Source organism: Mesorhizobium sp. WSM4842 (genome assembly GCF_055901575.1).
This window is the reverse complement of the sequence record NZ_CM148372.1, coordinates 4,530,947-4,557,930: the sequence shown is the minus strand read 5'-3', so window position 1 is coordinate 4,557,930 and position 26,984 is coordinate 4,530,947. Positions and strand designations below refer to the sequence as shown.

25 protein-coding genes and 1 tRNA gene are annotated in these 26,984 nt (G+C 61.4%); 14 read left to right on the top strand and 12 right to left on the bottom strand.

Features of this window, described 5'->3' with window-relative positions:
• Positions 1 to 3: 3 nt before the first annotated feature.
• The 7 genes from AC0NIE_RS22035 to AC0NIE_RS22005 form a co-directional block, all read right to left on the bottom strand.
• Positions 4 to 924: an ABC transporter permease gene (locus AC0NIE_RS22035; RefSeq protein WP_029352466.1), complete on the bottom strand. Its 921-nt coding sequence runs from the start codon at positions 922 to 924 to the stop codon at positions 4 to 6.
• Positions 924 to 2,036, bottom strand: coding sequence for an ABC transporter permease (locus tag AC0NIE_RS22030; protein WP_473487346.1), 1,113 nt, complete (start codon positions 2,034 to 2,036; stop codon positions 924 to 926). Before AC0NIE_RS22030 ends, AC0NIE_RS22035 begins: the two co-directional genes overlap by 1 nt.
• On the bottom strand, positions 2,033 to 3,610 hold the full coding sequence (locus AC0NIE_RS22025) for an ABC transporter ATP-binding protein (protein WP_473487347.1): 1,578 nt from the start codon (positions 3,608 to 3,610) through the stop codon (positions 2,033 to 2,035). Before AC0NIE_RS22025 ends, AC0NIE_RS22030 begins: the two co-directional genes overlap by 4 nt.
• Positions 3,611 to 3,839: 229 nt before the next feature.
• The gene (locus tag AC0NIE_RS22020) at positions 3,840 to 4,817 is read right to left on the bottom strand and encodes a quinone oxidoreductase family protein (protein ID WP_473487348.1); all 978 of its coding nucleotides are present in this window, start codon (positions 4,815 to 4,817) and stop codon (positions 3,840 to 3,842) included.
• A 35-nt stretch (positions 4,818 to 4,852) separates the two neighbouring features.
• Positions 4,853 to 5,620, bottom strand: coding sequence for a phosphatidylcholine synthase (gene pcsA, locus AC0NIE_RS22015; protein WP_246684285.1), 768 nt, complete (start codon positions 5,618 to 5,620; stop codon positions 4,853 to 4,855).
• 35 nt (positions 5,621 to 5,655) lie between these two features.
• Entirely contained in the window at positions 5,656 to 6,270 is a 615-nt protein-coding gene (locus AC0NIE_RS22010; protein ID WP_473487349.1) for a DUF1326 domain-containing protein, read from the bottom strand.
• A gap of 12 nt (positions 6,271 to 6,282) precedes the next feature.
• On the bottom strand, positions 6,283 to 7,179 hold the full coding sequence (locus AC0NIE_RS22005) for a DUF2182 domain-containing protein (RefSeq protein WP_473487350.1): 897 nt from the start codon (positions 7,177 to 7,179) through the stop codon (positions 6,283 to 6,285).
• A gap of 102 nt (positions 7,180 to 7,281) precedes the next feature.
• On the opposite strand from AC0NIE_RS22005, the gene AC0NIE_RS22000 reads away from it, so the two are divergent.
• Together AC0NIE_RS22000 and hspQ are read left to right on the top strand one after the other, a co-directional pair.
• Complete coding sequence (locus tag AC0NIE_RS22000) at positions 7,282 to 8,493, top strand: UbiH/UbiF family hydroxylase (protein ID WP_473487351.1); 1,212 nt, start codon at positions 7,282 to 7,284, stop codon at positions 8,491 to 8,493.
• A 220-nt stretch (positions 8,494 to 8,713) separates the two neighbouring features.
• Positions 8,714 to 9,037 carry a heat shock protein HspQ gene (gene hspQ, locus AC0NIE_RS21995; protein ID WP_473487406.1) on the top strand — a complete coding sequence of 108 codons (324 nt, stop codon included), beginning with the start codon at positions 8,714 to 8,716 and terminating at the stop codon, positions 9,035 to 9,037.
• A gap of 110 nt (positions 9,038 to 9,147) precedes the next feature.
• On the opposite strand, the gene AC0NIE_RS21990 is transcribed toward hspQ, so the two are convergent.
• Positions 9,148 to 9,777, bottom strand: a complete 630-nt coding sequence (locus AC0NIE_RS21990; protein WP_473487352.1) for an invasion associated locus B family protein — start codon at positions 9,775 to 9,777, stop codon at positions 9,148 to 9,150.
• 231 nt (positions 9,778 to 10,008) lie between these two features.
• Between AC0NIE_RS21990 and AC0NIE_RS21985 the strand changes: the two genes are divergently transcribed.
• The 3 genes from AC0NIE_RS21985 (at position 10,009) to AC0NIE_RS21975 (ending at position 14,921) form a co-directional block, all read left to right on the top strand.
• Positions 10,009 to 11,829: an extracellular solute-binding protein gene (locus tag AC0NIE_RS21985; RefSeq protein WP_473487353.1), complete on the top strand. Its 1,821-nt coding sequence runs from the start codon at positions 10,009 to 10,011 to the stop codon at positions 11,827 to 11,829.
• A 23-nt stretch (positions 11,830 to 11,852) separates the two neighbouring features.
• Entirely contained in the window at positions 11,853 to 12,533 is a 681-nt protein-coding gene (locus AC0NIE_RS21980) for a DsbA family oxidoreductase (protein ID WP_473487354.1), read from the top strand.
• Positions 12,534 to 13,034: 501 nt separating this feature from the next.
• A complete protein-coding gene (locus AC0NIE_RS21975) occupies positions 13,035 to 14,921 on the top strand; it encodes an ABC transporter ATP-binding protein/permease (protein ID WP_473487355.1) in 1,887 nt (628 codons plus the stop codon).
• A gap of 60 nt (positions 14,922 to 14,981) precedes the next feature.
• On the opposite strand, the gene gor is transcribed toward AC0NIE_RS21975, so the two are convergent.
• The 3 genes from gor to rpiA all read right to left on the bottom strand — a co-directional run bounded on the left by gor (position 14,982) and on the right by rpiA (position 17,813).
• Positions 14,982 to 16,370, bottom strand: coding sequence for a glutathione-disulfide reductase (gor, locus tag AC0NIE_RS21970; RefSeq protein ID WP_473487356.1), 1,389 nt, complete (start codon positions 16,368 to 16,370; stop codon positions 14,982 to 14,984).
• Between the two features lie 152 nt (positions 16,371 to 16,522).
• Entirely contained in the window at positions 16,523 to 17,098 is a 576-nt protein-coding gene (locus AC0NIE_RS21965; RefSeq protein WP_473487357.1) for a DUF2059 domain-containing protein, read from the bottom strand.
• Complete coding sequence (gene rpiA / locus AC0NIE_RS21960) at positions 17,085 to 17,813, bottom strand: ribose-5-phosphate isomerase RpiA (RefSeq protein WP_123151354.1); 729 nt, start codon at positions 17,811 to 17,813, stop codon at positions 17,085 to 17,087. The genes AC0NIE_RS21965 and rpiA overlap by 14 nt, the downstream gene beginning before the upstream one ends.
• A 147-nt stretch (positions 17,814 to 17,960) precedes the next feature.
• On the opposite strand from rpiA, the gene AC0NIE_RS21955 reads away from it, so the two are divergent.
• The 9 genes from AC0NIE_RS21955 (at position 17,961) to AC0NIE_RS21915 (ending at position 24,881) form a co-directional block, all read left to right on the top strand.
• Complete coding sequence (locus tag AC0NIE_RS21955) at positions 17,961 to 18,644, top strand: phosphoglycolate phosphatase (RefSeq protein WP_123151353.1); 684 nt, start codon at positions 17,961 to 17,963, stop codon at positions 18,642 to 18,644.
• Between the two features lie 126 nt (positions 18,645 to 18,770).
• A tRNA-Val gene (locus AC0NIE_RS21950) sits at positions 18,771 to 18,845 on the top strand.
• Positions 18,846 to 19,300: 455 nt separating this feature from the next.
• Positions 19,301 to 20,563 carry an ABC transporter substrate-binding protein gene (locus AC0NIE_RS21945; RefSeq protein ID WP_473487358.1) on the top strand — a complete coding sequence of 421 codons (1,263 nt, stop codon included), beginning with the start codon at positions 19,301 to 19,303 and terminating at the stop codon, positions 20,561 to 20,563.
• A 69-nt stretch (positions 20,564 to 20,632) separates the two neighbouring features.
• The gene (locus AC0NIE_RS21940) at positions 20,633 to 21,700 is read left to right on the top strand and encodes a carbohydrate ABC transporter permease (protein WP_473487359.1); all 1,068 of its coding nucleotides are present in this window, start codon (positions 20,633 to 20,635) and stop codon (positions 21,698 to 21,700) included.
• A 1-nt stretch (position 21,701) separates the two neighbouring features.
• Positions 21,702 to 22,577 (top strand): carbohydrate ABC transporter permease, encoded by an 876-nt coding sequence (locus tag AC0NIE_RS21935; protein WP_123151345.1) that lies wholly within the window; start codon positions 21,702 to 21,704, stop codon positions 22,575 to 22,577.
• A 4-nt stretch (positions 22,578 to 22,581) separates the two neighbouring features.
• Positions 22,582 to 22,731, top strand: a complete 150-nt coding sequence (locus tag AC0NIE_RS21930) for a hypothetical protein (RefSeq protein ID WP_473487360.1) — start codon at positions 22,582 to 22,584, stop codon at positions 22,729 to 22,731.
• A complete protein-coding gene (locus tag AC0NIE_RS21925) occupies positions 22,724 to 23,794 on the top strand; it encodes an ABC transporter ATP-binding protein (protein ID WP_473487361.1) in 1,071 nt (356 codons plus the stop codon). The genes AC0NIE_RS21930 and AC0NIE_RS21925 overlap by 8 nt, the downstream gene beginning before the upstream one ends.
• A gap of 121 nt (positions 23,795 to 23,915) precedes the next feature.
• On the top strand, positions 23,916 to 24,173 hold the full coding sequence (locus AC0NIE_RS21920) for a PepSY domain-containing protein (protein ID WP_473487362.1): 258 nt from the start codon (positions 23,916 to 23,918) through the stop codon (positions 24,171 to 24,173).
• Positions 24,174 to 24,404: 231 nt separating this feature from the next.
• Complete coding sequence (locus AC0NIE_RS21915) at positions 24,405 to 24,881, top strand: hypothetical protein (protein WP_123151340.1); 477 nt, start codon at positions 24,405 to 24,407, stop codon at positions 24,879 to 24,881.
• A gap of 112 nt (positions 24,882 to 24,993) precedes the next feature.
• On the opposite strand, the gene AC0NIE_RS21910 is transcribed toward AC0NIE_RS21915, so the two are convergent.
• A complete protein-coding gene (locus tag AC0NIE_RS21910) occupies positions 24,994 to 26,874 on the bottom strand; it encodes a L,D-transpeptidase family protein (RefSeq protein ID WP_473487363.1) in 1,881 nt (626 codons plus the stop codon).
• Positions 26,875 to 26,984 lie beyond the last annotated feature (110 nt).

Sequence of the window (26,984 nt, the reverse complement as noted above, 5' to 3'; positions counted from 1 at the left end):
TTGTCAACGATCCGGAACGAATGGCTGCCCCAAGGAAGCCGGTGTGTTCATCATCGTCAAACGCTTGTTGCGCGAGATTAGAACGAGAACCACGATGGTTGCCAGATAGGGTAACGAAGAAAGCAGTTGCGAGGGAACCGGAATGCCAAAAGCCTGTGCATGAAGCTGGCCGATCCATACCGCGCCGAAGATATAGGCGCCAGCCAGCACCCGCCATGGCCGCCATGATGCGAACACGACCAGCGCCAGCGCGATCCAGCCGCGCCCGGCGGTCATGTTCTCCACCCACTGCGGCGTATAGACCAGCGACAGGTGGCCTCCGGCAAGGCCTGCACAGGCGCCGCCGAAAATCACCGCCAGATAGCGGTAGCGGATGACCTGTATGCCAAGCGCATGGGCCGATGTGTGGCTGTCGCCGATCGAACGCAGCGTGAGCCCGGTGCGGGTTTTGAACAGGAACCACATGACGGCGGCGGTCAATGCGATCGAGATGTAGAAGATCGGGTCCTGGCCGAACAGCAACCTGCCGATGACGGGGATCGCTGTCAGGCCGGGAATGTCGAGGTTTGGCAGCCTCGCGCCGGGCTGGCCGACAAAGCTGGTGCCCATCATGCCGGAAAGTCCGAGGCCGAGCAATGTCAGCGACAGGCCGGTCGCCACCTGGTTGGTGGCCAGCGACAACGTCATGACAGCGAACAGCAGCGAAAACACCGCACCCAAGGCGATCGCCGCCAACAACCCGATCCACGGCGATCCGGTGAGATAGCCGGCGCCGAAACCGCCGACCGCCCCCATGATCATCATGCCTTCGACACCGAGATTGAGCACGCCGGAACGTTCGACCACCAACTCGCCGATTGCCGCGATCAGCAAAGGCGTCGCCGCGGTTGCGATGGTCAAAAGAATGTTGACGGTGATGTCCATCAGCGGGCCTCCTCCAGCTTCGGCGCGGATTCAAGCTTCGGCGCGGCAAAGCCGATCAGACGAATACGGTAGTGAATGAGGGTGTCGCAGCCGAGCACGAAGAACAGGAGCATGCCCTGGAACACGCGCGCCACCTTGTCGGAGATGCCGAGCGCGCTTTGCACTGCCTCGCCGCCGAGATAGGTCAGCGCCAGCACCAGGCCCGCCGCGACGATGCCTAGTGGATTGAGCCGGCCGAGGAACGCCACGATGATGGCGGCAAAGCCGTAGCCGGGTGAAATCACCGGCTGCAGTTGGCCGATGGCGCCGGAGACTTCCGAGATGCCGGCAAGTCCGGCCAGTGCACCCGACAGCATGAAGGCGAAGAACACCATCCGGTTGATACCGAAGCCGGCGAAGCGCCCTGCCCTGGGGCTTGAGCCGAGCACGCGAACCTCGAAGCCTTTCAGCATGCGGCTCATCAGGATCCATACCAGCACCGCCGCGACCAGCGCGAACACGAAACCCCAATTGGCACGGCCGGAGGCCGGCATCAGTTCCGGCAATATGGCCGAGTCGTTGAACTGTATCGTCTGCGGGAAATTAAAACCCTTCGGATCGCGCCACGGCCCGCGCACCAGCCAGTCGAGGAACAGCTGCGCGACATAGACCAGCATCAGGCTGGTCAGGATCTCGTTGGTGTTGAAGCGCGTCTTGAGCAAGGCGGGAATGGCGGCGTAGGCGGCACCGCCGACCATGCCGAACAGCAGCATCAGCGGCAGAACCAGCGGCCCTTCAAACTGCGGAAACAGCACCGGAATGATCGAGCCGACGATGCCGCCCAGGATGAATTGGCCTTCCGCGCCGATGTTCCAGATGTTGGCCCTGTAGCAAACCGACAGGCCGACCCCGATCAGGATGAGCGGTGCCGCCTTGATCGCCAGTTCGTGCAGCTGCCAGACCTGACTGACCGGCTCGAGGAAATAAATTTGGAACGCCTTCAAAGGATTGACGCCAAGCAGTGCGAACAGGATGGCGCCGGCGATGATCGTCAACACGAATGCAATGAAGGGCGACAGCGCCGAGAACAGCATCGAGCGCTGCGGCCGTTTGACGAGTTCGAGGCGCATCATGACGTCTCCAGAGCGTGTTCGGCGTGGCCTGGCTCGGCCCCGCCCATCAGCAGTCCTATCTTTTCGAACGTGGCCTCAGCGATCGGCAAAGGCTTCGACAATTCGCCATTGTGCATCACCGCGATCGCGTCGGATATCTCGAACAATTCGTCGAGATCCTGGCTGATGACCAGCACTGCCGAGCCGCTGCGCGCCAATTCGATCAGCGTCTGGCGAATGTGGGCGGCGGCACCGGCGTCGACGCCCCATGTCGGCTGATTGACGACCATGACGCTTGGCCTGCGGTCGAGTTCGCGGCCGACAATGAATTTCTGCAGATTGCCGCCTGAAAGCGCTGCCGCCTCCGGGTCCAGGGCGCTCTTGCGCACATCCATCGCCTTGATGATGCGCTGGGCAGCGGCATAGATCGCATCGCTTTTGACCATTCCGCCGGCGCCGACAAACACCTTGCCGTCGGTGGCATGGCGCGACAGCAGCAGGTTTTCCGAAAGCTTCATGCGGGGTGCTGCACCGTGGCCGAGCCGCTCTTCCGGCACGAAGGCAGCGCCCATCAGCCGCCTGCCGGTGATGCTGAGGCCGCCGGCATCCTTGCCGCGTATGCGCACCGAGGCGGCATCCTGCTGCGGCACCTCGCCGGAAACGGATTCGAAGAACTCGCCCTGGCCGTTGCCGGCAACGCCTGCAATGCCGATCACTTCGCCGGCGCGTACCGTCAGGTTGATATTCCTGAGCGGGATCGAGAACGGCGTTGCCGGCCTGCGGCTGAGTGCACGGATCTCAAGCAGCGGCTGCGCGGTCTCAATACCCTGAACCGGCGCGCGCACCACGGCCTGAACGTCGTTGCCGACCATCATGCGTGCCAGCGATGCCGCAGTTTCCTTGCGCGGGTTGCAATGGCCAACCACCTTGCCGTGGCGCAGCACGGTGGCGCGGTCGCAGATGCGCTTGACCTCTTCCAGCCGGTGCGAAATGTAGAGGATGGACTTTCCTTCCGAGCGCAGCCGTTCGAGCGTCTCGAACAGCTTGTCGGCTTCCTGCGGCGTCAGCACCGAAGTCGGCTCGTCGAGAATGATGAGCTGCGGCGTCTGCAGAAGACAACGGATGATCTCGATACGCTGGCGCTCACCGACCGACAGATCGCCGACCAGCGACTGCGGATCGAGCGGCAGGCCGTAGCTGTAGGAAAGCGCCCTCGCCTTCGCGGCGATCGTGCTGATCGGCGAACCGTCGTCCAATGACAACGCGATGTTTTCGGCCGCCGTCAGTGCCTCGAACAACGAAAAATGCTGGAACACCATGCCGATGCCGAGCTTCTTCGCAAAGCCGGGATTGGTGATCGTGACCGCCTGATCGTTCCAGAAAATCTCGCCCGAATTGGGCTCCAATGTTCCGAACAGCATTTTGACGAGCGTCGACTTGCCGGCGCCGTTCTCGCCGAGCAATGCGTGGATTTCGCCTTTTGCGACGTTGAGATCGATATGGTCGCACGCTGTCAGCGTGCCGAACGTCTTGGTAAGGCCACGAACCTCAAGCAGGTCTGCGTCGTCCTGATTTGCACTCACAGTGCCTCCCATCTGGTTTGCCAGATATGTTCTGTGTTCCCGCAGGCATGGTATGCGCGGCCTGCTGTCATCGCAAAGCGGCACCCGTCTTGAAAGAGCTTCAAGAATTTCAGCGGAAACCTAACGCATCGGCCCGAAAATCGAAATCGATTTTCGGAAAGCACGATGCGTAGATTCAAACTGTTAGAGCGTGCTTTTGTGCGTCCAAGTGGACGCACGTCGCTCTAAGCGATAGCAAGGCTCAAGGGATAAGAATGGTTGTCCCGGTCGTCCTGCGGCCTTCAAGGTCGGAATGCGCCTTGCCGGCATCCTTGAGCGCGTAGCGCTGGTTGATCTTGATCTCGACCGCGCCGCTGAGCACGATTTCGAACAGCGCGGCGGCGGACGCCTCCAGGTCTTCGCGCTTGGCGTTGTAGACGAACAGCGTCGGACGGGTTGCGAACAACGAACCTTTCTGGGCCAGTAACGACAAGCTGAACGGCGGGATCGGTCCTGACGATTGACCGAAGCTGGCGAACATGCCGAGCGGCTTCAGGCAGTCGAGCGAGGCCGGAAAGGTGTCGTTGCCCACCGAATCATAGACGACGTCGCATTTCTTGCCGCCGGTGATGGCGAGGACGCCGGCGACGAAGTCCTGCTCGCGGTAGTTGATGACATGGTCGAAGCCGTGCGCCTTGGCGAGCTCGATCTTGTCGGTGGAGCTGGCGGTGCCGATCACGGTTGCCCCGAGGTGCTTGGCCCATTGGCCGAGAATCAGTCCGACGCCCCCGGCCGCCGCGTGAAACAGGATCGTGTCGCCCGCCTTCACCTTGAAGGTACGGCGCAGCAGATACTCCGCCGTCATCCCTTTCAGCATCATGGCGGCCGCCTGCTCGTCGCTGATGCCGTCCGGCACCCTCACCACGCGGTCGGCGGCGATCACGCGCTGCTCGGCATAGGCGCCAGTCGTCACGGCGTAGGCGATGCGATCGCCCGGCTTCAGCCAGTCGATATCCGCGCCCACTTCCACCACCACCCCGGCCGCCTCGCTGCCGGGGATCAGCGGAAAACCGCCCGGCGGCGGATAAAGGCCGGAGCGATGATAGACGTCGATGAAATTGAGGCCGATCGCCGTATGCTTGACTAGGATTTGTCCCGAGCCCGGTTGGCCCGGATCGGTGTCCTCATAGGTCAGAACCTCCGGACCGCCATTGGCGTGGATGCGTATTGCTTTGGACATTGATGAGGCTCTCTTGGGACCAGACTCTATTGGGATCAGGTTTTTTTGGCGCCGAGCGTTGGAAAGAGCTGCATGATACCGCCGATGCATGCGAGGTAAAGTCCGGTGACCGTGATGCCGATCTTGGTGAAGACACTCACCTGCTCGCCCAAGACGCCGATCTGGTCGTAGAAGGCGGCAAGAGCTGCCTGCGCCAGCGCCAGCGCTCCGAAAGCGCACCATAGCAGCGTCATCCCAAGGTTGATCGGGCGCAGCCGCACCACCCGCACCGGGTGGATGAAATTGATCGGCACGAAGGTCAGAATACCGGCCACCACGACGACGGCGAAGGAAACCCATTGTCCCGGATCGATGACGAACAGCGTGAACACCACCATGTTCCAGACCACCGGAAACCCCTTGAAGAAATTTTCCTTGGTCTTCATGCCGGTGTCGGCATAGTAGATCGCGCTCGACACGACGATGATCGCCGCCGACAGGAACGACAGGCCCTCACCCATGAAGCCGCGCTGGTAAAGCGCGAAGGCCGGTATCAGCACGTAGGTGACGTAGTCGATGATGTTGTCGAGGAGTTCGCCCGACCATGTCGGCAGGATTTCCTTGACCTCGAGTTTCCTGGCGATCGGCCCGTCGATGCCGTCGACGAACAGCGCCAGTCCCAGCCACCAGAACATCGCCGTCCAGCGCTGCTCGCTCGCCGCCACCAGCGACAGGAATGCCAGGAACGAGCCCGACGCAGTCAGCAGATGGACCGAAAACGCGCGCGCCTGCGGCCAGGTGACTTTCTTCTTCGGCCTCGGAATCCTGTCCGTGATTTTCCTGGCCGTTGTTTTTTTGCTCACGGGCCCCGCCAGTCCAGCTTGCAGATTTCGGCCGAGCGGCCGGCAAAATTCCAGTTGCGGCCGAAGGCCCGCATCTTGCTCTTGTCGGACCGGGCGACGATGATTTCCGGTGCGATCCAGTACTCTGAATTGCTGATCACCGTATCCTTGTCGCGGTCCTTGCCGACAATCGGCGTCACCGCCCCGTCAATGACCTTCGGAATCTGGAAAATCCGCGTCCTGTCGCGCGTCTCATAGGTGATCGGAGCTTGCTCGACGCCGAGGAACTTTCCGACCAGGATGGAGAGCAGCGAGGTGGTTCCGCCAGCCTTGCCGGTGAAAATCCTGGTCAGCGCCTTTACCGCGTAGACTGAGGCGCGCTTGTCGATGAACAGTCCGGCGGTCCAGTTGCCGCGGCTCATATAGCCGGGGATTTCCATGATCAACCCAAGGTTGAGGCCGGACAGGTCGACCTCGCCGAAATGGCCGGCATCGATGCGGAACCCCGCCCAGGTCTGACAATAGCCCTCGGTCGGCGGATGACTGCCGAGGGACAGCACGCAAGGGCAAAAAACCGTGCAATTGCAGGAGAGCACCAGCTCTCCCTTCATTGCCCAGTCTTGATCTGCCATCGAATTCTCTCCCTATGCCGAGACTACTAGCAGGGCGGCTGCCCAGACAAGCAGTATCGCACCGGCGATCCGGGTTGGCAGCCTGCCCGCCGTCTGTTTTTCGATCAAGGTGAACAGGCCGATCAGCGCCATCCAGAACACGTTCATCACACCGACGGCGAACATCACCAGCATCAGCGCCCAGCAGCAGCCGAGGCACCACACGCCCTGCTCCACGCCGAGCCGGAAAATGCGGCCAGGCCTCGCGCTCCAGTTCGAAAACAGGATCGAGAACGGGTTTTTGCATTTCGTCAGGCAGGCTTCCTTCAGGCCGCTGAACTGGTAGAGGCCGGCAACCAAAAGCGCGACTGCTCCTGTCGCTCCGACCACCGGATTGAGCATCTGCACAGGTGAGGCGAAGGCGTTGACGATGAGCGTCAGCGCCGCAAACACTGCCGACGCGGCCAACCACACGCTGAGGTAACCGGCGACCAGGACCAGCGGATGGACGACCGGTTCGCCCTTGATCCGCGCCGTATCGGCAATCTCGCAATAGGTGCGGATCATCGGCGCCGCCGAGGGCAGCATGGTGGCGATCGCCATCAGGAACCACATGACGGTGAGCGCTCCGGCCTGCGCGCTGACGCCTCCGTCGAGCGGCGCGGGTGCAAGACAAAGGGTGAAGAAGCGCTCGAGAAAATCCGGCAGCGGCAGCTGCGGCAGATATCTGAGCATCATGTCGCCGGGTGCATCGATGCCCGGAACCCGGCTTTCGGCGCCGCGAATCGCCATCGCGCCGAGAAGCAGCCAGGCCAGGAGGACGCCTGCGCCCAAAGTGATGTTCACCGCCAGTCGGGGATTGCGCGAGACGCTCGCCATGGCGCGGCCGACACGATCGAGATGGCTGAAATCATGGTCTTGGCCGATCATGGCAATCGAATGGGCCGAATCGCCGCGTTGATCAAGCCGTGATCTGACCTATATGCTTATCAGGTCGGACCGACCGCCTCGCATCACAATCCGGAAGCGAACTTGGACCATCAGCAAACAGCACGGATATTGGTTGCCGGCAGTGGCCCGGCAGGGCTGATCGCAGCGCTTGGCTTCGCGGATGCCGGCTTTCCGGTGACGCTCGTCGGACCTGAGGCAAATGGCCAAGACGGCCGAACGACGGCTTTGATGAACCCAGCCCTGAAGATCCTCGAGCGGTTGGGCGTCCTTGATGAGGTGAGGTCCAAGGCCGCACCGCTGAAGGTTATGCGCATCGTCGATGCAACCAACCGGCTGATCCGCAGCCCGGTGGTCATTTTTCGCGCCAGCGAAATCGGCGAGGAGCAGTTCGGGCTGAATTTACCCAACAGCGCGCTCAATCCCACACTTGCCGGGGCCGTAGCCGCGCATTCCGGCATTGAATGGCGAAAATCGATGGTGGCGACCTGGCGCCTCGACGCCGATCATGCCCATGCGATCCTGTCTGACGGCAGCGAGGTTGCAGCATCGCTGGCGGTCGCTGCCGACGGGCGTCTGTCGCCGGCCCGCGAGGCTGCCGGCATCTCGACATCCGCCCGGTCCTATCCGCAGGCGGCACTGGTTCTCAATTTCGGCCACCGCAGCGACCACGCTTTCACCTCGACCGAATTCCACACCGAGACCGGCCCGTTCACCCAGGTTCCCCTGCCCGGCAACCGGTCCAGCCTTGTCTGGGTGGTAGAACCGGAAACGGCGAAGGAACTCGTCGCGCTGGACGATGCGACACTTTCGATGCGGGTCGAACAGCGGATGCAATCAATGCTGGGCCGGGTGTCTGTCGAGCCGGGCCGGCAGATCTACGCGCTTTCGGGCGTGACGCCCCGATGCTTCGCGCGTAACCGGGTGGCACTTGTCGGCGAAGCCGCCCATGTGTTCCCGCCGATCGGCGCGCAAGGTCTCAATCTTGGTATCAGGGATCTCGACGATCTTGTTGGGATTGCTTGCGAAAACAGAACCGATCCAGGTGCCGTCAAGGCACTCGCGGCTTACGATTTCAGGCGGCGGCCCGACATTCTGGCACGCAGCGGCGCGGTCAACCTTCTCAACAAGTCGCTGCTCTCGGACATGCTGCCGGCACAGATGGCGCGCAGCGCCGGCCTCGGCTTGCTCGGCGGCTTCGCGCCGCTTCGCGCCTTTTTCATGCGCGAGGGGCTGCGGCCCGGCAGTGGTTTTGCGGCGCTCGCCGGTGGCTTAAGGAAACAGGTCCGGCGGTAGCACGCCCCCGGGCGGGCTGGCCCGTAGCTTGACGTGGCGTCAAGCGCTTCGGCAAGCACTTCGGCATTGAATTGATGCGGCGTCTGCGTCAAGGATGGCTAGGCATCAGCCATAAGTCGGGCTCGATTTTTTGAAGCGTAATGCGTAAATTCAAAGTCTTAGAGAGTCTTTGCGCATTCCAAGGACGCGGCACTCCTAGGACTTAGTGGTGAGTACGATGATGAAAACAGCCAAATTCTCGATCGGACAGGTGGTTCGCCACCGGCTGTTTCCGTTCCGCGGCATCATTTTCGATGTCGACCCGCAATTCGCCAACACCGACGAATGGTACGAGGCGATCCCCGCGGATGTGCGGCCGCGCAAGGACCAGCCCTTCTACCACTTGCTCGCCGAGAATTCGGAAACGGAATACATCGCCTATGTGTCTGAGCAGAACCTGCTCGAGGATCAGTCTGGCGAACCGGTGCGGCATCCGGAGATCGGTGAGATGTTCGACAAGAGGCCGGACGGGGGCTACGAGCCGAGACGCCAGTCAAGACATTGACCTGACGGGATTGGGGGCCTGATTGGGATCAAGAAATGGCCGGCCGCAACAAAAAAGCGGGGCATGCCCCCGCTTTTCTCTTGGCTTGAGAAATTGCCCCTGAGGGGCGATCAGTTGGCGCTCTTCGCCTTGTCCTGCTCTTCCTTGAGCTTCTTGGCGAAGTCCTGGTTGTTCTTGGCAACGAAATCCTGAAGCTTCTTCTGCCGATCCTCGATGTCCGACTGCTGCAGCGGCGGCCCGTCGAAGGCGCCGCTGAAGCCGGTCAGCGCGATCTTGATCGGGTTCGGCTGGTTCTGGAAATTGACCGAGGTCAGCGTCAGGTTCGAACCCTTCTTGAAGGAGGCGACGAGCTGGTCGGTCAGTGGCACTTCCGCCACGCAGCGGTCGGGGAAGCAGATCACATAATCGAGCTTCTGCGCCTTCCCGGTATCGATTTGAAGGCCAATGCCGGGAGGAACCAGGCGACCGGTCGGAACCGTCACCTGGAACACCTTGCGGTTTATCTTGCCCTTCAATTCGATCAGGCTGACGCCGGTGACGAGCTGGCCGTTACCGGCAGTGGTGATGTTCTGGACATTGCAGATGTCGACGTCTTCCTGCTTGGTGCAGGCTTTGAACCAACCCTGCGGAATCTGCTGTTGCTGCTGCGCAAGAGCTGCTGGAAGTTGTGCGCCCAGAAAGCCGACCACGCCGGCGGCCAGGACCGACAGGCGGTACGCGTTGCTGTTCAGGCTCGTCATATCGTGAACTTCCTCTCAAATGATCCCAAGACCGGCTTCTTCGCGCCGTGTGGTCCAGCTACCTGTTGCCGAAATGAGGCAACAGAATGACTCGGACGGCGTGTTACACCGCTAGCGGTGCCGAATCCAGCCCGATACTCGCAATTCTTGAACGCGCGATTGACCGGGAGGCGGCCGGCTCATGCTAGGGTGCGCTCCGAATCATCAAGCCGACCCAGTAAGGAGACGGTCATGGGCCGCGTTCTTGTTTGGCTGATCGCCGCGATCTCTTTTATCACACTTTCGCTTCAGCCAGCTGTATCGGAGCCGAAACACGCGATCGCCATGCAAGGCGAGCCGGCGCTGCCGGCCGACTATACGCACTTCAACTACGTCAATCCCGATGCGCCGAAGGGCGGCAGCATCACCTATTGCGTCGTCGGCAGCTTCGACAATCTCAACCCATTCATCCTGAAAAGCCTGCGCACGACGGCACGCGGCATGATCGATAGGATCTTCGGCAATCTCGTCTTCGAGCCGTTGATGCAGCGCAATGACGATGAAGCCTTCAGTCTTTATGGCCTGCTTGCCGACACTGCCGATATGGATCCAGAGCGCAAAAGCATCGAATTCCACCTCGATCCGAGGGCCAAGTGGTCTGATGGCCAACCGATGACTGCGGAAGACGTGCTGTTCACTTACGACGTCTTTACCGAGAAAGGCCGGCCACCCTACAGCGCCCGTATGAGCATGGTCGCCAGACTCGAAAAAATCGGCGACCACAGCGTGCGCTTTACATTCAATGACAAGGCCAACCGCGAGACTCCGTTGGTTATCGCGATGACGCCAATCGTACCGAAGCACGCTTTCGACAAGGAGACCTTCGACAGGACCACGCTGAAACCTGTGATCGGCAGCGGCCCGTACACCGTGGCGCACGTGGCGCCTGGCCAGCGCATCGTGTTCAAGCGCAACCCAAATTATTGGGGCAAGGACATCCCCGCCAAGCGCGGTTTCGACAATTACGACCAGATCACCATAGAATATTTCCTCAATGCCAACGCCAAGCTGGAAGCTTTCAAGAAAGGCATCTGCGCCATCGATGACGACAGCGATCCGGTCAAGCGCGAGCGCGATCTCGACTTCCCGGCCTTCCACAAGGGCGACGTGATCGCCGAAACGTTCGACACCGGCATCCCGCCAGTGGTGACGGGGTTCCTGTTCAACACACGGCTGCAGAAGTTTTCCAATCCGGTCGTTCGACGCGCGCTCGGCATGCTCTACGACTTCGAATGGGCCAACAAGAACTTGTTTGGCGGCAAGTACATGCGCACCATGAGCTATTGGCAGAATTCCGAGCTTTCCGCGCTCGGCCATCCGGCCGACGACAGGGAAAAGGCGCTTCTGGCACCCTACCCGGGTCGTGTGCCAGCCGATGTCATGGACGGCACCTGGCAGCCACCCGTCACCGACGGCTCGGGCCAGGACCGCAAGGTGCTGAAAGCTGCCTTCGACATATTGAAGGGCGCGGCCTATACCTTGCAGGATGGAGTGATGCTCGATCCCGAGGGGAAACCCTTCGGCTTCGAGATCCTGACCGCCTCTCAGAACGAGGAGCGCCTTGCCGCCATCTACCAGCGCACGCTGGCGAAGATCGGCATCGCTGTCACCATCCGCAGCCTTGACGGCGACCAAATCCAGTCGCGCAAGCAACGTTTCGATTTCGATGTGCTGATCGGCACCAGCGGCTTCGAGAACTCGCTGTCGCCGGGCATCGAGCAGCTCGGGCGCTGGGGATCAGCTGCCGCCAATGCCGAAGGGTCATTCAACCTTGCCGGCGTCGCCGATCCGGCGATAGATGCCGCACTAGAGGCGATGCTCGACGCCCGCAGCCGCGAAGATTATGTTGCCGCCGTCCGGGTCCTCGACAGGTTGTTGATCTCCGGCCACTACATGGTTCCGATGCAGCACAACACGCAGCAATGGCTCGCCTACTGGAGCTATCTGGAACATCCGCAAAAGACCCCCATATCCGGCTATCGACTGCCGACATGGTGGCGCAAGCCGAAGTGACCTCTTCGGAACAGGAGATCAAGATGAGCGACGAGAAGTCGATTACCGTCGATGTGGTCTCCGACTTCGTCTGTCCGTGGTGCTTCATCGGCCAGAAGCGACTCGACAAGGCGATCGCCGCGGCAAGCGATGTCGACGTGCACATACGCTGGCGGCCGTTCCAGCTCGACCCGACCATCCCGCCCGAAGGCAAGGATCGCCGCGAATACATGGTGGCCAAGTTCGGCAGCGACGAACGCGTCCGCGAGATCCACGCCCGCATCGAGCCACTGGGCGAAGCCGAGGGGATCAACTTCGCCTTCGCCGCCATCAAGGTCGCGCCCAACACGCTGGACGCTCACCGCGTCATCCGCTGGGCTGGCGCCGCCGGCGAGGTCATGCAGAACCGGCTCGTGCGGCGTCTGTTCCAGTTGAATTTCGAGGAAGGCGCCAATCTGGGCGACCATGTCGTACTGATCAACGCCGCCCGCGAGGCCGGTATGGATGCGTCCGTGGTCGAGACGCTTTTGCCGACGGACGCCGATGTCGAGGCGGTGCGCACCGAAATCGCCACTGCTTCGCGCATGGGTATCACGGGCGTGCCGTGCTTCCTGCTTGAGGGCAAGTATGCGGTGATGGGCGCGCAAGACGTTGACACGCTCACCGACGCCATTCGCCAGGTCGCGGCGGCAAAGGCGCGGGGCGAGTTGGAGAAAGCGAACTGATAGACGCCATTCCATAGGCGCGTTTGGCGACATTGCCACAGCAGCCAACGCCCTCCGGTCACTTTCCGGCTGCCGCCAGGTCGATATGGCAACAAGGATGACGGCGCGTCTTTGCGTCGATTCGTCTTCCGCAACATAAAAATCGGCCGATCGACCACGCTCTTCCCATAACAAAACTGTGCAAAAAGCTTTCCCTAGGGGAAGGTGCTGGCGCCCGCCCGCATGAACCACCAACTCATTGAAATTATAGAGATAATCTGCTTCGAGAACGACATCGCATGGCGTTGCCGCTGTTGCTTAATGGCAACGGCTAGGGGTTCAATCCTCCACAGACCGAGAAAAGATAATGGAAAATGATCAATTGGTGTTACTGTCTGTAACAAAACTAAAAGAGGTTTGGGCGGGATTGTGATTCGGGTCGGTAGACCAGAGCGACATTCAATATCGGAAAAATGGCTCCGCGGTGCCGCAAGGCCGCCGCTCCTGACACCGGTTTCCTCGATGCGCAGCTTCTGGGGGCTGATGCGGGCCTACTGGTTCTCGGACCGCTGGGTGGAGGCCTGGACGCTGACGCTGGTCATCGCGCTGTTTACCGCGCTCTCCAGCAAAGCCGGCGTCTGGTTCGCCGAAGCATCCGGGGAACTGGTCAACTCGATCGCCTTTTACCACGATGCCGCGAACACCACGCCGCTCGCATCGCTGCTCACCAATGCCGGCATGCTCATCCTTCTGGTCGTGCTCAAGGACGCGGGCTTTACCGGCATCCGCACCTTTGTTTCCGCAACGCTGCATCGCAAATGGCGCGGTTGGCTGGACAGCCGTTTCAACGAAGCGCTTCTCGACACCAATCACACGCACTTCCATGCCCAGCATGGTTCCTCCGGCACTGCTGCTCCCGACAACATCGACCAGCGCGTCCAGGAATCGATCAAGGACATGACCGGCGGAGCCATCGGCCTCGCCATGGGGGTCATGGCTGTCGCCACATCGCTTTATTTCGTCGGCCGGAAACTGCTTGAAACCTCGGCGGAGGTGAAAGGGCTGGAGTTCCTCGGCAGCTATGGCAGCGCGGTCCTGGCTTTCCTGGCGGTCGCCATATACGTGCCGCTGAACACCTGGATCGCGGTGAAGCTCGGCAGACTGCTGGAGCGGCTCAACATCCGGATGCAGCAGTCCGAAGGCAGTTATCGCGGCGAGTTGACGACGTTCCTGCGTCGCAGTTTCCACGTCGCCGCCTCACAGGGCGAGAATGTGCAAAAGACGATGCACGACCGGCTTTATGTCGACATCGACCGCACCTGGGCAAGGCTGAACATCGTCAACACCGGCTACCGTTCTTTCGAGCTGGTCTACAATTTCATCGGCGCCCGCATTGTCGCCTACGGGCCGGGCCTCGTCCCCTACATCCACAACCGTTTCGATCTCAAGGGCTACATAACCGGCTCCGAGATGGTCAACTCGCTGATCAGTCAGTGTTCGTGGTTCATCCATGTCATGCCTTCCATTGCGGCTCTGCGGGCCAACAGCCAACGCGTGACCGAACTCGCCAACGCGATCGAAAACGTCCAGCACCCGCAGGAATTCTACAGTCTCACCGGCTGCTCCGATTTCCGCTATGATCGCCAGAACCCGGTTTTCGGCTTGACCATCCAGAAGCTCGAGCTGACCCATCAGGGCGAGGACGCCACGCCGTTCCTGAGTGCTGCGAATTTGCGCTTCCGACGCGGTGAGTGGACGTTCCTGAAGGGCGAGTCGGGTTGCGGCAAGACATCGCTGATCAAGGCAATCAACGGCTTGTGGCCCTATGGCCGCGGTACCATCGTCTTCCCGGAAGGGGTCGAAAGTTTCTATGCCGCCCAGGAGGTCAAGCTGCAGCAGGTCTCGCTGAAGCAACTGGTCTGCCTGCCCGGCTCAGAGCGCGATTACACCGACACGCAGGTTGCATCGGCTTTGCACAGAGCGGGCCTTGGCGATTTTATCGAACACATGGCCGATGAAAGCCGCGAGGGCATGAACTGGGATCAGGTGCTTTCGGGCGGCCAGAAACAGAAGCTGGTTGTCGCTCGTATCGTGCTGCAGCAGCCCGGGCTGCTGTTCCTTGACGAAGCGACCGGCGCGCTCGACCCCGAAGGGAAGATCGCCTTCCATCAGGCGATCAAGGACAATTGTCCAGACGTCACGGTGATCTCGATCATGCACGAGGCCGTGCCGCCAAGGTCGCTTTCAGGCGCCGAATTCTACCACAGCATCGTTGCCATCGCGGACGGCGTCGCGACCAAAAAGCCGCTGGCGCCGAGCCTGCCGGTCGAGCTCACCACCATCCTCGAGCACCCAAGGCCGGTCGAGGAAAGATGGCTGCGCTTCCCTCGCCGCATGAGGCAGAAATAGCGGCGACACAACATCGCTGCCCAGTGTCGGCGGCTGTTCCGTCCGGGCGAAAGCAAAACGTCAGACGCGCTCGCCGTCCTTCACCCGGTAGGTCGGCTTGTACATGGTGACGAGTTCTTCCGCTGCGGTCGGATGCACGGCCATCGTGCGATCGAAATCATCCTTGGTCAGCCCCGCCTTCAGCGGAATGCCGAGAAGCTGCGCCATCTCGCCGGCATCCGGCCCAAGGATATGGGCGCCGAGCACTTTTTTCGAGGCGCCGTCGACCACCAGCTTCATCAGCATTTTTTCGTCGCGGCCCGACAGCGTGTGCCGCATCGGCCGGAAGGTGGCGCGGTAGATCTCAATATCGGAAAAACGTTTTATCGCCTCGTCTTCCGACAGGCCGACCGTGCCGATCTCGGGCTGCGAAAAGACCGCGGTGGCGATTGTATCATGGTCGGGCGCGGTCGGGTTGCCCTTGAAGGCGGTCTCGATGAAGCACATCGCCTCGTGGATCGCCACCGGCGTCAATTGCATGCGGTTGGTGACGTCGCCGATCGCCCAGATGTTGTCGATGTTGGTGCGCGAATATTGGTCGACATTGATAGCGCCGGTCTTGGTCATCTCGATGCCGACGCCCTCAAGACCCATGTTTTCGGTATTGGGAAGACGCCCGATGGCGAGCATGACCTGATCGACCGTCAGTATCTTGCCGCCGGTGACGACAGCATCGAGGCGACCGTCCGGGCGCTTCCTGATCCATTCGGATACGGCATGGCAGAGGATTTTTATCCCCTTCTTTTCCATCGTCTCGTGCAGCATGCGCCTGAGATCCATATCGAAGCGCGAGAGAATCTCCTTGCCGCGATAGACCAGCGTTGTGTCGACGCCGAGGCCGTGAAAGATGTTGGCGAATTCGACGGCAATATAGCCGCCGCCCTCGATCATGATCGCGTTCGGTAATTCCTTGAGGTCGAAGGCCTCGTTGGAAAAGATGCAGTGCTCGTGGCCGGGCAGAGCCGGGTGCGGCGCTGGGCGGCCGCCGGTGGCGATGAGAATCTGGTCGGCGGTGACGGTGCGGTCGTCGCCGAGAAGATGCACCACATGCGGATCGACCAGCATGGCGCGCGACTGAAACGTCTCGCCGCCGGCACCTTGGACATTCTTCCTGTAGATGGCTTCCAGCCGGCTGATCTCGCGATCCTTGTTGGCAACCAATGTCTGCCAGTCGAAGCTCGCCTGCGGCACGGTCCAGCCATAACCTGCGGCGTCGGCAAAATGTTCGGGAAATTGCGAGGCATAGACATAGAGCTTCTTCGGCACGCAGCCGCGAATGACGCAGGTGCCGCCAAAACGGTATTCCTCGGCAATGCCGACGCGCTTGCCGAGTGCCGCCGCCATGCGCGCCGCCCTCACCCCGCCGGAGCCGCCGCCGATGACGAAAAGATCGTAGTCGTAACCGGCCATGGTGCGGCTCCTTGCCCTTCAAAATGTTTGAGACAGGTAGGCTGCAAACCACCGAAAGAAAAGCCCGGACCACCACGCTGCGCATGCTGTCGGACGCGCAACGGACGCCGGGCTTTCCGGTCCAGCAGCGATAACGCCGCCGGGAAATATGCTCAGTTCTTCGGTGCTTCCGGCTCCGTACCAGCCGCAGGAGCCGCGGCGTTCGCCGGTGCGGCCGGCGCGGCGGCCTTCGCTGCCGCGGCCAGCGTTTCGCCGACCTGCTGGGCGAGATCGCGAGCGACGCCGTTCTGCCAGATGTCGGCCGCCTTGAGCAGGTCACGTGTCACGGCCGGGCCGCTGTCGAGCAGCTTCTTGCCGGAATCGGAATTGTAGAAAGCGGCGATTTCGGTAAGCTCTTTTTCGGAAAATACCTTGGCGTAGGCCATGGCTGCTTCCTTCTCCAGATCGGCGCGGCGCGAGGCCAGCGCCAGAGCCTTTTCGCTAACCGTTCTGCCGATCAGCTCCTGCATGTCCGGGTTCTTTTGGATAAGCTGCTGCTGAAGCGCGGCGGCGGCTTGCGGCAGGATGTTGTCGAACGGGTCCGTCGCGTGGATCGCCGCGACGGCGGCGCGGGCCGCCTTCAGATGCCCGTCGGTGACGTCCTGCGAGAACGCCGGCGATGAAAACGCAAAGACGGCTGAAGCTGCCAGAATGGCAGAAAAACGGCGAACCCGGTTATGCAACGTCATGATCGATAGAACTCCCTGGTTTTCGGGCGGCATGGACGGTTTGGATGCCGTCGCCGGCTATGATGGCCGCTGATGCCAGCCCGATGAAAAGACCATGCTCGACCACGCCCGGAATGGCATGGAGAGCATTCGAAAGCGCTCTTGTATCCGGAATGCGGCCAAAAGATGCATCGAGGATAAAGTGGCCGCCGTCTGTAACAAAAGGCTGCCCACCCGTCATCCTCAATGTGACGGGACCGGAAAGGCCGAGCCTTTCGGCCGCCGCGGCGACCGCGATTTCCGTGGCACGCAGGCCGAACGGGTTGACCTCGATGGGCAGTGGAAAACGGCCGAGCGTCTCGACCATCTTCGAACGGTCGGCAATGACGATCATCCGAGCGGAAGCCGCCGCTACGATCTTTTCGCGTAGCAGCGCACCGCCGCCGCCCTTGATCAATGTCAGCGCCGGATCGATCTCGTCGGCGCCATCGATGGTAAGGTCGAGTTCGGGCGTTTTTTCCAGCGTCGACAGCGGCACGCCAAGCTCGCCGCAAAGGATGGCGGTGCGCTCCGAGGTCGGCACGCCGATAATGGTGAGGCCGGTGGCGACCTTTTCGGCGAGCAGCCGGACGAACTCTTCGGCCGTCGAGCCGGTGCCGATGCCGAGCCGCATGCCGTCGCTCACATGGGCGAGCGCTGCCCGTGCGGCTTCGACCTTCAATTGTCTCGCATCCATGTCGCGCCCCAAAATTTGTATCGGCGCTCCTAGCATCTTTGCCCGTCCGGTCAAAGACTTTGCCCTGTGGATTGACCAAGCACTGCTTGCCTGGATGGGCTGAAGCGGCTATCGCCTGCCGGCAGCGCAATCGTCACAGGACAGGCCATGACCCGACCGATCATCGTGTTCGACCTCGACGGGACGCTGATCGATACAGCGCCAGACCTGCTCGACAGCCTCAACCACAGCCTTGCCGCCAGCGAACTGGTAGCCGTCGACGAGGCCGGCTTCAAGCGTTTCGTCGGCCATGGCGGGCGGGTGATGATCGAGCGCGCGCATGCCGCGCAGCAAAGATCGCTGGCAGTGGAGGAACACGACCGATTGCTAAAGCTGTTCCTTGATCACTACACCGACAACATCCCGGGCAAATCGCGCCCCTACCCCGGCGTCGTCGAGACGATCGCCCGATTCGAAGCAGCCGGCTATCTCCTGGCCGTCTGCACGAACAAGTACGAAGCCAACTCGGTGGCGCTGATCGAGGCGCTCGGCCTGGCGAAGCATTTCGCGGCGATTTGCGGTCAGGACACGTTTTCGTTCCGCAAGCCCGACCCGCGCCATCTGACCGAAACCATCGTGCTGGCCGGCGGCGATCCGCACCGCGCGCTGATGGTGGGTGATTCGCAGACCGACATCGATACGGCGAAAGCCGCGGGCATTCCCGTGGTGGCGGTCGATTTCGGCTACACCGACCGCCATGTGCGCGAATTCGAACCATCGGCGGTGATCTCGCATTTCGATGCGCTGACGCTTGGTCTGGCCGAACGCCTGATTGCCGCTGCGGGGCACTGAACGACGGCGACCGGGTCGCTCCCGGCGGAGTTGCATTCGGTCTTCGTCGGAACGCCCGGACATCGCCTTGACTTCCCCGGCCGGCCGGCCTTATATCGCGGCGCGCTTGGCCTTCGGGCAACGAGCGGGCGATTAGCTCAGCGGGAGAGCACACCCTTCACACGGGTGGGGTCGCAGGTTCAATCCCTGCATCGCCCACCAATACCCGCTTCCGGTACAAAGCTACCATCCGCTTCGCAGCCGCCGACGCTTCGAACTTCCGCCTCATGGCCAGGTTTGCCATGACCCGGTTCATGCGATTCGCCAGGCAGCTGGGTACACATCACTAAGCGCTGTCTACCCTTGGAATCGCTCGAGCTGCACATTGAACGCGGCCGGGAGAAAGTTGACGGACGATAAAATCGTCCTAGGTGAACTGCTATCTCAGTGGCCCGCGAACTGACGAGGGGAAATCGCCGTCGACCTCCTGCTCAGACCAGATGAAACTGCGCAATTGCAAATGCGTCCGGCTTCCGCGAACATTGCTGGACCCCATCAAGGGCCCGTAGCGGCCGACCCGAAACTGAGCCCTGGCTTCCCAGCCCGCTGTCATGGCGGCCTCGGGGATGACCCTGGATCCAGCCAGCGACCTTAAAGTCAAAAGGGAGGAATAACCGATGAACCTGACAAAACACCTTGCCGGTGTGGTGATCGCGTCGACCTGTCTGTGTGTGCCGGCGCTGGCGCAGACCAAGTTGACCATGTGGTATCACGGCGCCGGCAATGAGGTGGAGTCGCGAATCCTCAACCAGATCATCTCCGACTTCAACACCAGCCAGTCCGACTGGACGGTGACCATCGAGAGCTTCCCCGAGAAGAGCTACAACGATTCCGTTGCGGCGGCGGCCCTGGCGGGCAACCTGCCCGACATCCTGGATGTGGACGGGCCCGTCATGCCCAATTGGGCCTGGGCCGGCTATCTGCAGCCGCTGCCGATCGACGAGAGCGAGTTCGCCGACTTCCTGCCCGGCACCAAAGGCGTGTGGGATGGCAAGCTCTATTCGGTCGGTCTGTGGGAGGCGGCGGTGGCGCTTTTTGCACGCCAATCGACGCTGGATGAATTGGGCTTGCGCACCCCGACCCTCGACAAGCCCTGGTCGAGAGAGGAATTCATGGCCGCGCTCGATGCCGCCAAGGCCTCCGGCAAATATGAATTCGCCCTTGATCTCGGCATGAACGACCAGGCCGAGTGGTACTCCTATGCCTTCTCGCCGTTCCTGCAGAGCTTCGGCGGCGACATTGTCGACCGTTCGACCTACAAGACCGCGGAAGGCGCGCTGAACGGCGAGGCTGCGCAGGCCTTTGGCAAGTGGTGGCAATCATTGTTCACCGGAGGCTATGCGCCGGGCACCAGTGAGGACCCGGCCGATCAGCAGACCGGTTTCATCGGCGGCAAGTTCGCCTTCCAGTGGAACGGCAATTGGCGCGCGGTGGCAACGATGGAAGCCGTGGATGACGTTGTCTTCCTTCCAGCCCCCGATTTCGGCGCCGGCAACAAGATCGGCGCGGGATCCTGGCAGTTCGGCGTCTCGGCCAAGTCCAAGCATCCGGAAGGCGCTGCCGAGTTCATCAAGTTCGCCGCGCAGGACAAGTACCTGGCCGCCTTCTCCGACGGCATCGGCCTGATCCCGCCGACGCCCTCGGCGGCGCAGATGACGAAGAACTACAAGGATGGCGGCCCGCTCGCGGTGTTCTTCGACCTCTCCAAAGCACAAGCTCTGGTGCGCCCGGTCACCCCGGGTTACGTGGTCCAGGCCAAGGTCTTCACCAAGTCATTGGCCGATATCGCCAATGGTGCCGACGTGGCCGACACGCTTGACGCGGCGGTCGACGAGATCGACGCCGACATCGAAAGCAATGGTGGCTACGGCCACCGCTAGATCTGTCGCGCCGGGGTCCTCGCCAGCCGCGGACTCCACCCTCTTTGGCTTGCTGGGCGGATACGGCAAATGGCGTCGAAACTAACCCTGTCGAACCGGGCGGGCTGGACATTCGCCCTGCCGGGCTTCGCACTCATCTTTACATTCATCGTCCTGCCGTTTTTCTTCGCGATCGGTCTGTCATTGACAAATCAGCGGCTGCTGTCGCCGAACCCCACCCAGTTCGTCGGGTTGGAAAACTATCAGCAGCTCCTGGGCCTTGCGGTGGTGACCCTTGAGCCAGAGCGCAACGATGCTGGCGAAATGATCCGAAACGAGGCCGGCGAAATCCAGTATCCGCGCCTGCGTGCGATCACCCGTAGCGACGACTATCCTCAGTATCGCGGCATGCGCGAGTGGTTTCGCTGGCAGTCCGGCGAGAACGTCATGATCGTCATCGCCAGCGACGTTGTGTTCATGAAGGCGCTGGTAAACACCGTCCTGTTCGTCCTGGTCGTGGCGCCGGTGCAGGGCAGCCTCGCGCTGATGCTTGCTTTGCTGATCAACCACAAGGTCAGGGGCATCAACCTGTTCCGGACCATCTACTTCATGCCGGTGGTGGTCTCCATCGTCGTGGTCTCGCTCCTTTGGCGGTTCATCTATGACGGCCAGAACGGGCTGTTGAACAGCATCCTCCAGGCCCTCACCTTCGGCCTCTTCCCGCCCGTCGACTGGCTCGGCAATCCCTCGACCGCGCTGCCCGCAGTCATGGCCATGTCGATCTGGCAGGCCGTCGGCTTCCATATGGTCATCTGGCTAGCCGGGTTGCAGACGATCAGCCCGACGCTCTACGAGGCCGCCGCCATCGAGGGGGCTTCGATATGGCAGACCTTCCGCTATGTCACCTGGCCGGGCCTGCGCAACACCGCCGTGCTTGTCCTTGTCGTGATCACCATGCAGGGCTTCGCGCTTTTCGCCCAGATCGACGTGATGACCAATGGCGGTCCGCTCGACAGCACCCAGACCCTCGTCTTCCAGGCGGTCGAGCGCGGCTACGGCAAGCAGGACATCTCCGGCGGCTCGACCATCTCGGTCATCCTGTTCGCGATCGTGCTGGCGATCTCACTCACTCAGCGCTGGCTGACACGGGAGCGTTAAGATGGCCTTCAATCCTGACAATTACGGCCTGAGGCTCTTCGTCCGCTATCTGGTGCTGTGCCTGATTGCCTTGATCTTCATCTTTCCGCTCGTGTTCATGATCAACTCGAGCTTCAAGCCCGACAGTCAGCTCCTCGCGGACACCTCCAGCCTGCGTGCTTTCCTGCCCGTCGGGGACATCAGCCTCAACAACTATTTCGGAGCGTTCCGGCGGGCGCCTGTCGGCCTGTTCGTCCTAAACTCGGTTCTGGTCACCGGGGCGACCGTCCTTCTCTCATTGTTGATCTGTTCGCTGGCCGCATTCTCCTTCGCTTTCCTGCGGTGGAAGGGGCGCGACGTGGTGCTCTCGATCGTCATCGCCACGCTGATCATCCCTTTCGAGACCATCGCTATCCCGCTCCTGCTCCTGGTCTCGAAACTGCCCTGGATCGGGCTTGATGGGCTGCACTGGGGCTGGCTCAACACCTACAGGGTACAGATCATCCCCTGGATCGCCGATGGGCTGACGATCTTCCTGTTCGTGCAGTATTTCAAAGGACTGCCGGGCGAGCTAATCGAGGCAAGCCGGGTGGAGGGCGCGAGCTGGTGGCAGGTCTACTGTCGCGTTGTCATGCCGCTTTCAGGGCCGGTTCTGGCGACTGCCGCCATCCTGAAGTTCCTCGTGATGTACAACCAATATCTCTGGCCGCTTATCGTCGTGCAGCAGGAAAACTACCGCCCGGTCATGGTCGGTCTCGGCTACTTCTTTCAACTCAACGTCGCCTGGGGCGAAGTCATGGCCTATCTCACCCTTATCACCGTCCCGGTGCTGATCTTCTATCTCTTCCTGCAGCGCGCCTTCATCGCATCGATCGCCTCGACCGGTGTGAAGGGCTGAATGCATGGTTCTCGCGCTCAAACGCCAGTGGATCTGGGACGACTGGTACGCCCATGACGGCAAGCGCGGGCACGGCTATTTCCTCAAGGCCGACCAATCGATCGGTGATCCCGGATTGCCGCACATGAACCAGGGAGCCATTGCTTATGGCTGAGGTCTCGCTCAAGGCCGTCAAGAAATCCTATGGTCGCGTCGACGTCATCAAAGGCGTCGATATCCACATCAACGATGGCGAGTTCGTCGTCTTTGTCGGACCGTCAGGTTGCGGGAAGTCCACCTTGCTGCGGGTGATCGCCGGACTCGAGGACATAACCGAAGGCATCCTCGAGATCGGAGGCCGGGTGGTCAACGAACTCCCACCCAAGGAACGCGGTGTTGCGATGGTGTTCCAGAACTATGCCATCTTTCCGCACATGACGGTGCGCGAGAATATCGCGTTCGGCCTTACGATCGCGGGCGCTTCCAAGCAGGAAAAGGAGCAGAAGGTGGCCGAGGCCGCACGCATCCTGCAAATGGAACATCTGCTCGACCGCCGCCCAAGTCAACTTTCGGGCGGCCAGCGCCAGCGAGTCGCTATCGGGCGCGCAATCACCCGGAAACCGTCCGTATTCCTGTTTGACGAGCCGCTCTCCAACCTCGATGCCGCGCTGCGCATGGACATGCGTATGGAAATCGGCCGGCTGCGCAGGCAACTTGGCACAACGATGATCTATGTCACCCATGACCAGGTCGAGGCGATGACGCTGGCTGACAGGATCGTCGTCCTCAAGGACGGTCAAGTCATGCAGATAGGAGCGCCGATGGAACTCTATCACGAGCCGGCCAACAGGTTCGTAGCCGGCTTTCTAGGAGCCCCGTCGATGAATTTCCTGAAGGTCGACGTCCTCGACCTCGATGGCGAAGCGGCAACAGTTGGCAATCAATCCCTGGAGCCGATCAGGGTAGCGACCAGAAGGCGCTCCTTCCGGAAAGACGGCAAGGCCATCCTGGGTATCCGTCCGCAGTACCTCCGGGCGGCGCAACCTGGAGAAGGCATGCTGCATGGCGTCGTGGCACATACCGAGCGGTTGGGCAGCGAGACGGTCGTGGACCTGACACTTCGCGACGATCACGAGCTCATTGCCGCCTTCGATGAAGACAAGATCTTTGAACCGGGTAACGCCCTGGAGCTCACGTTCGACACGGCCTTAGCCCATCTCTTCCCCGACGAGGCGTGAGTTGCAGACGTGAGCAACGACAACGCGATGCGGCGGCGCGATTCGCGAGTGTCCATTCCAGAACCCCGGAACAAACCTGCATGGCCGCGAGTTTCTACTCCTTGAAGAGTGAGGGAAAGCCATGTCCAGACGTGTTTTGGCGACAGGTGTCGTAGTCCTCCTTCTCGGCGGACCGGCCCTTGTCGCAGACGGAACCCAGCTGCCGCCGCAGAATGCCAGGAAACTGTCGGAAATAATCGCCAAGGTCGAGCAGCGCGACGACTTTCGCTACGTCGACGAGGTCGGCTGGGACAGCGGCTCCTACACCGTCACCTATTACACGACCGACAAGGCGAAGGTCGAAATCACCTACGATCCGGTGACAGCCGAGCCGAAATAGATCGCGGCCATCTTCCCCCAGCCGATATGTGCGGCCGGCTTTCTCTTGAAGGACCGGGAACAATTCCGGCAGGTTACAGCGCAGCCTGGGGACGATCCCTCGGAAGCGGGCGGCGGCGTGGCTTCACCAAGAGCGGGGCGACGGTTCCCGCACGCTTTTCGGCATCCCCTTGCGCCGATGCGCCTTTGATGGCTGACTGCGGCGTGATCATTGAGCCGCACGGGGGTGGGCATGGCGACGGCAAAGCATGTGGCGAAACGCGTTCTGATGATGCTCGCCGGCTATTTCGTTGCGGTGCTGGTCGGACTGTTCGCAGTAGTAACGATCTATGGTGCATTGAGTTCGCTGCCTGATGCACCGGCGTATTTCGATCTCATGGGGGTCTCCCCCATCGCGGCGCTGGTCGTGCCGCCGCTCGGCATGTTGATCTATTTCCTGACGATCATGATGACCGGCCTGCAGACGCTGATCTTCGCGCTGATCGCCGAATTGTTTTCGCTGCGCAGTTTTTGGCTGCATATGGTCTTCGGCGCCGCAGCAGCGGCTGCCGGCTTCTTCCTGATCTGGCCGAGCGCGCCGGAGGACCTGAGCCCCGAGCGCTGGGCCGATATCGGCATCATCGCCGCCGCCGGTCTGGTCGCCGGCCTGGCTTACTGGCTGATTGCCGGGCGCGAGGCCGGCTTCCGGCTCCCGCTCTCCCTACGCTAATGTATGTCGCGCAAAAGTGTGCAGCGGTTTTGCGATAACGACATGCATAAAACAAAACAGCAACCTAAAGCGCGTCGCATGAGGCCGGTCAAACGCGACGCGCTTTAGAATCTCAGCTTGCCGGCGAGCGCACCGCTTCCGTGCTGTCGAGTGCCTGCTGCAGCCGCGTGTCGCGGTCATAGACGTCGCTGAAATATTCGACTTTGCCGGACATGTCCGGCCAGGCGGTGAAATAGGCGACATAGATCGGGATCGTGCGCGCCACCTTTTCGGTCGAATGTCCGTGCTTCAGCTTCTCCGCAATGTAGTCGACCGAGGTGCCGAGCACGGCCGCCGCCATGCCGCGCGGATCCTGCAGACGAACGCAGCCATGGCTGAGCGCGCGCATGTCACGCTGGAAAAACGACTTTTGCGGCGTATCGTGCATGTAGATTGCGTGCTTGTTGGGGAACAGGATCTTCAGTTCGCCCAGCGCATTGGCCTCGCTCGGCAGCTGGCGCACGCCATAAGGTACTTTCGCGCCATAGGCACCCCAATTGACCGAGGAGGAGGGAATGCGCTTGCCGCGCCCGTTGATCACTTCGTAGCCGGCGCGGTCGAGATAGCCGGGATCCCTGCGCAGCCGGGGCAGCATCTCGTTGACGAGGATCGACTGCGGCACGCCCCAATAGGGATGGAAGTCGACCTGCTCGACCTGATCGTAGAAGAAGGAAGTCTGGTTGGTGGTCTTGCCGATGACGGCGCGAGTCTTCAGCTTCTCCTCGCCATTTTCGATGTAGCTCGCCGTGAAGGCCGGCTGGTTGATGAAGACGCGCGGACTGCCGAGATCGGATGGCAGCCAGCGCAACTCTTCCAGCGCGACCTGCACCTTTTGAATCTTGTCGGCCTTGGACGTCCCGACCAGCGCCGCGACGGTGCGCGGACCGATGACGCTGTCGCCCTTCATGCCAGCCTTCTTCTGCACTGCCTTGATAACCGGCACCAGTTCCGGATCATAGACCTCGCTGGTGGCGAGCCTGGCCAATATCTCGCCATAGGCGCCGCCCATCTCGTCGTCTAGATTGCGCGCGATCTTCGCCAGAAGCTTCGGCAGTTCGGGGCTGGTCTGCCCAGGTTTCAGCAACAGCTTGGGGTCAACGACGATCTCGTCTTCGGCGCTGGCCTGAAGTGATTCCAGTTCGACGCGCAGCGCCTGGTATTCCGCATTCTGCGGATGCCGTGATTCGAGATAGGTGCGCACTTGCTGGGTGCGCACCAGCGTTTTCAGCACGCCTTCGATGTCGAGCGGCTTGGCCGGGAAATCATAGTAGCCGGTGATGCGATTGGGATCGACGCGGCCGCTTTGCGCGTCGTGGACATAGCGCAAGACGCGCGCCGACAGCGCCATCTCGAAGCGGACGAGTTCCTGCAGCCGCGCATCGGCCCCGCCGGTCGATGCGCCGGCGGCGGGCACTTCAACCGAATAGTCGGCCGGCGTCAGGCCATAGCTCGTCGCCTCGCCAAGCACCCGCACCGCATCCTGCGCGCGACCGTTTGGGCCGGTCCCGGTCACCCAGATGAAATCCGGATTGGCCGAGTAATAAGCGATCAACGCCTTGGCAATGTCAGGTTCCGCATAGAGCTCGTAGTCGCCGAGCCCGGCAATCGCTTCGCGAAAGGCGTCGCTGGTGAGCGACGGTACAAAGGCAGCGTCCTGTGGTGCCACCGGCTGTGGTGCTGCCATCAATGTCGCAAAATCGACACGCACCAGCCGGTCGGCCTTATAGGTATAGTAGGACGGGCTGTTGATCCTGCTGCCACCACCAGCGAATTCTCTCGGCCTCGGTCTGTGCCTCGGCGGCGGAGGGAAATCACCGTGGGGCGCGCGCCTGATACCACCGCCGAAAAGCCTCTCGAAAAGCCCTTGCGCGTCCGCCTGCGGCATGCCGAAGGCCAGCATTACCGTGACAACTGCAAGCGGCATCACGGTTGCTTTGTTTCCGAGGAATTTCATGGATCACCCGCTCCGGCTGCAACCGGTTCCCGTTCCGTATCGCTTGACGGTCTCGCCCACCGCACGGCGGGATGTAAGACGCGACCACACCGATTCATACCGATTTCGTT

Bases quoted from the DNA above. Each gene is read 5' to 3' on its own strand.
- AC0NIE_RS22035 (WP_029352466.1), bottom strand. From the start codon at position 924: ATGGACATCACCGTCAACATTCTTTTGACCATCGCAACCGCGGCGACG.
- AC0NIE_RS22030 (WP_473487346.1), bottom strand. From the start codon at position 2,036: ATGATGCGCCTCGAACTCGTCAAACGGCCGCAGCGCTCGATGCTGTTC.
- AC0NIE_RS22025 (WP_473487347.1), bottom strand. From the start codon at position 3,610: ATGGGAGGCACTGTGAGTGCAAATCAGGACGACGCAGACCTGCTTGAG.
- AC0NIE_RS22020 (WP_473487348.1), bottom strand. From the start codon at position 4,817: ATGTCCAAAGCAATACGCATCCACGCCAATGGCGGTCCGGAGGTTCTG.
- AC0NIE_RS22010 (WP_473487349.1), bottom strand. From the start codon at position 6,270: ATGGCAGATCAAGACTGGGCAATGAAGGGAGAGCTGGTGCTCTCCTGC.
- AC0NIE_RS22005 (WP_473487350.1), bottom strand. From the start codon at position 7,179: ATGATCGGCCAAGACCATGATTTCAGCCATCTCGATCGTGTCGGCCGC.
- hspQ (WP_473487406.1), top strand. From the start codon at position 8,714: ATGAAAACAGCCAAATTCTCGATCGGACAGGTGGTTCGCCACCGGCTG.
- AC0NIE_RS21990 (WP_473487352.1), bottom strand. From the start codon at position 9,777: ATGACGAGCCTGAACAGCAACGCGTACCGCCTGTCGGTCCTGGCCGCC.
- AC0NIE_RS21985 (WP_473487353.1), top strand. From the start codon at position 10,009: ATGGGCCGCGTTCTTGTTTGGCTGATCGCCGCGATCTCTTTTATCACA.
- AC0NIE_RS21980 (WP_473487354.1), top strand. From the start codon at position 11,853: ATGAGCGACGAGAAGTCGATTACCGTCGATGTGGTCTCCGACTTCGTC.
- AC0NIE_RS21975 (WP_473487355.1), top strand. From the start codon at position 13,035: ATGCGCAGCTTCTGGGGGCTGATGCGGGCCTACTGGTTCTCGGACCGC.
- gor (WP_473487356.1), bottom strand. From the start codon at position 16,370: ATGGCCGGTTACGACTACGATCTTTTCGTCATCGGCGGCGGCTCCGGC.
- AC0NIE_RS21965 (WP_473487357.1), bottom strand. From the start codon at position 17,098: ATGACGTTGCATAACCGGGTTCGCCGTTTTTCTGCCATTCTGGCAGCT.
- rpiA (WP_123151354.1), bottom strand. From the start codon at position 17,813: ATGGATGCGAGACAATTGAAGGTCGAAGCCGCACGGGCAGCGCTCGCC.
- AC0NIE_RS21955 (WP_123151353.1), top strand. From the start codon at position 17,961: ATGACCCGACCGATCATCGTGTTCGACCTCGACGGGACGCTGATCGAT.
- AC0NIE_RS21945 (WP_473487358.1), top strand. From the start codon at position 19,301: ATGAACCTGACAAAACACCTTGCCGGTGTGGTGATCGCGTCGACCTGT.
- AC0NIE_RS21940 (WP_473487359.1), top strand. From the start codon at position 20,633: ATGGCGTCGAAACTAACCCTGTCGAACCGGGCGGGCTGGACATTCGCC.
- AC0NIE_RS21935 (WP_123151345.1), top strand. From the start codon at position 21,702: ATGGCCTTCAATCCTGACAATTACGGCCTGAGGCTCTTCGTCCGCTAT.
- AC0NIE_RS21930 (WP_473487360.1), top strand. From the start codon at position 22,582: ATGGTTCTCGCGCTCAAACGCCAGTGGATCTGGGACGACTGGTACGCC.
- AC0NIE_RS21925 (WP_473487361.1), top strand. From the start codon at position 22,724: ATGGCTGAGGTCTCGCTCAAGGCCGTCAAGAAATCCTATGGTCGCGTC.
- AC0NIE_RS21920 (WP_473487362.1), top strand. From the start codon at position 23,916: ATGTCCAGACGTGTTTTGGCGACAGGTGTCGTAGTCCTCCTTCTCGGC.
- AC0NIE_RS21915 (WP_123151340.1), top strand. From the start codon at position 24,405: ATGGCGACGGCAAAGCATGTGGCGAAACGCGTTCTGATGATGCTCGCC.
- AC0NIE_RS21910 (WP_473487363.1), bottom strand. From the start codon at position 26,874: ATGAAATTCCTCGGAAACAAAGCAACCGTGATGCCGCTTGCAGTTGTC.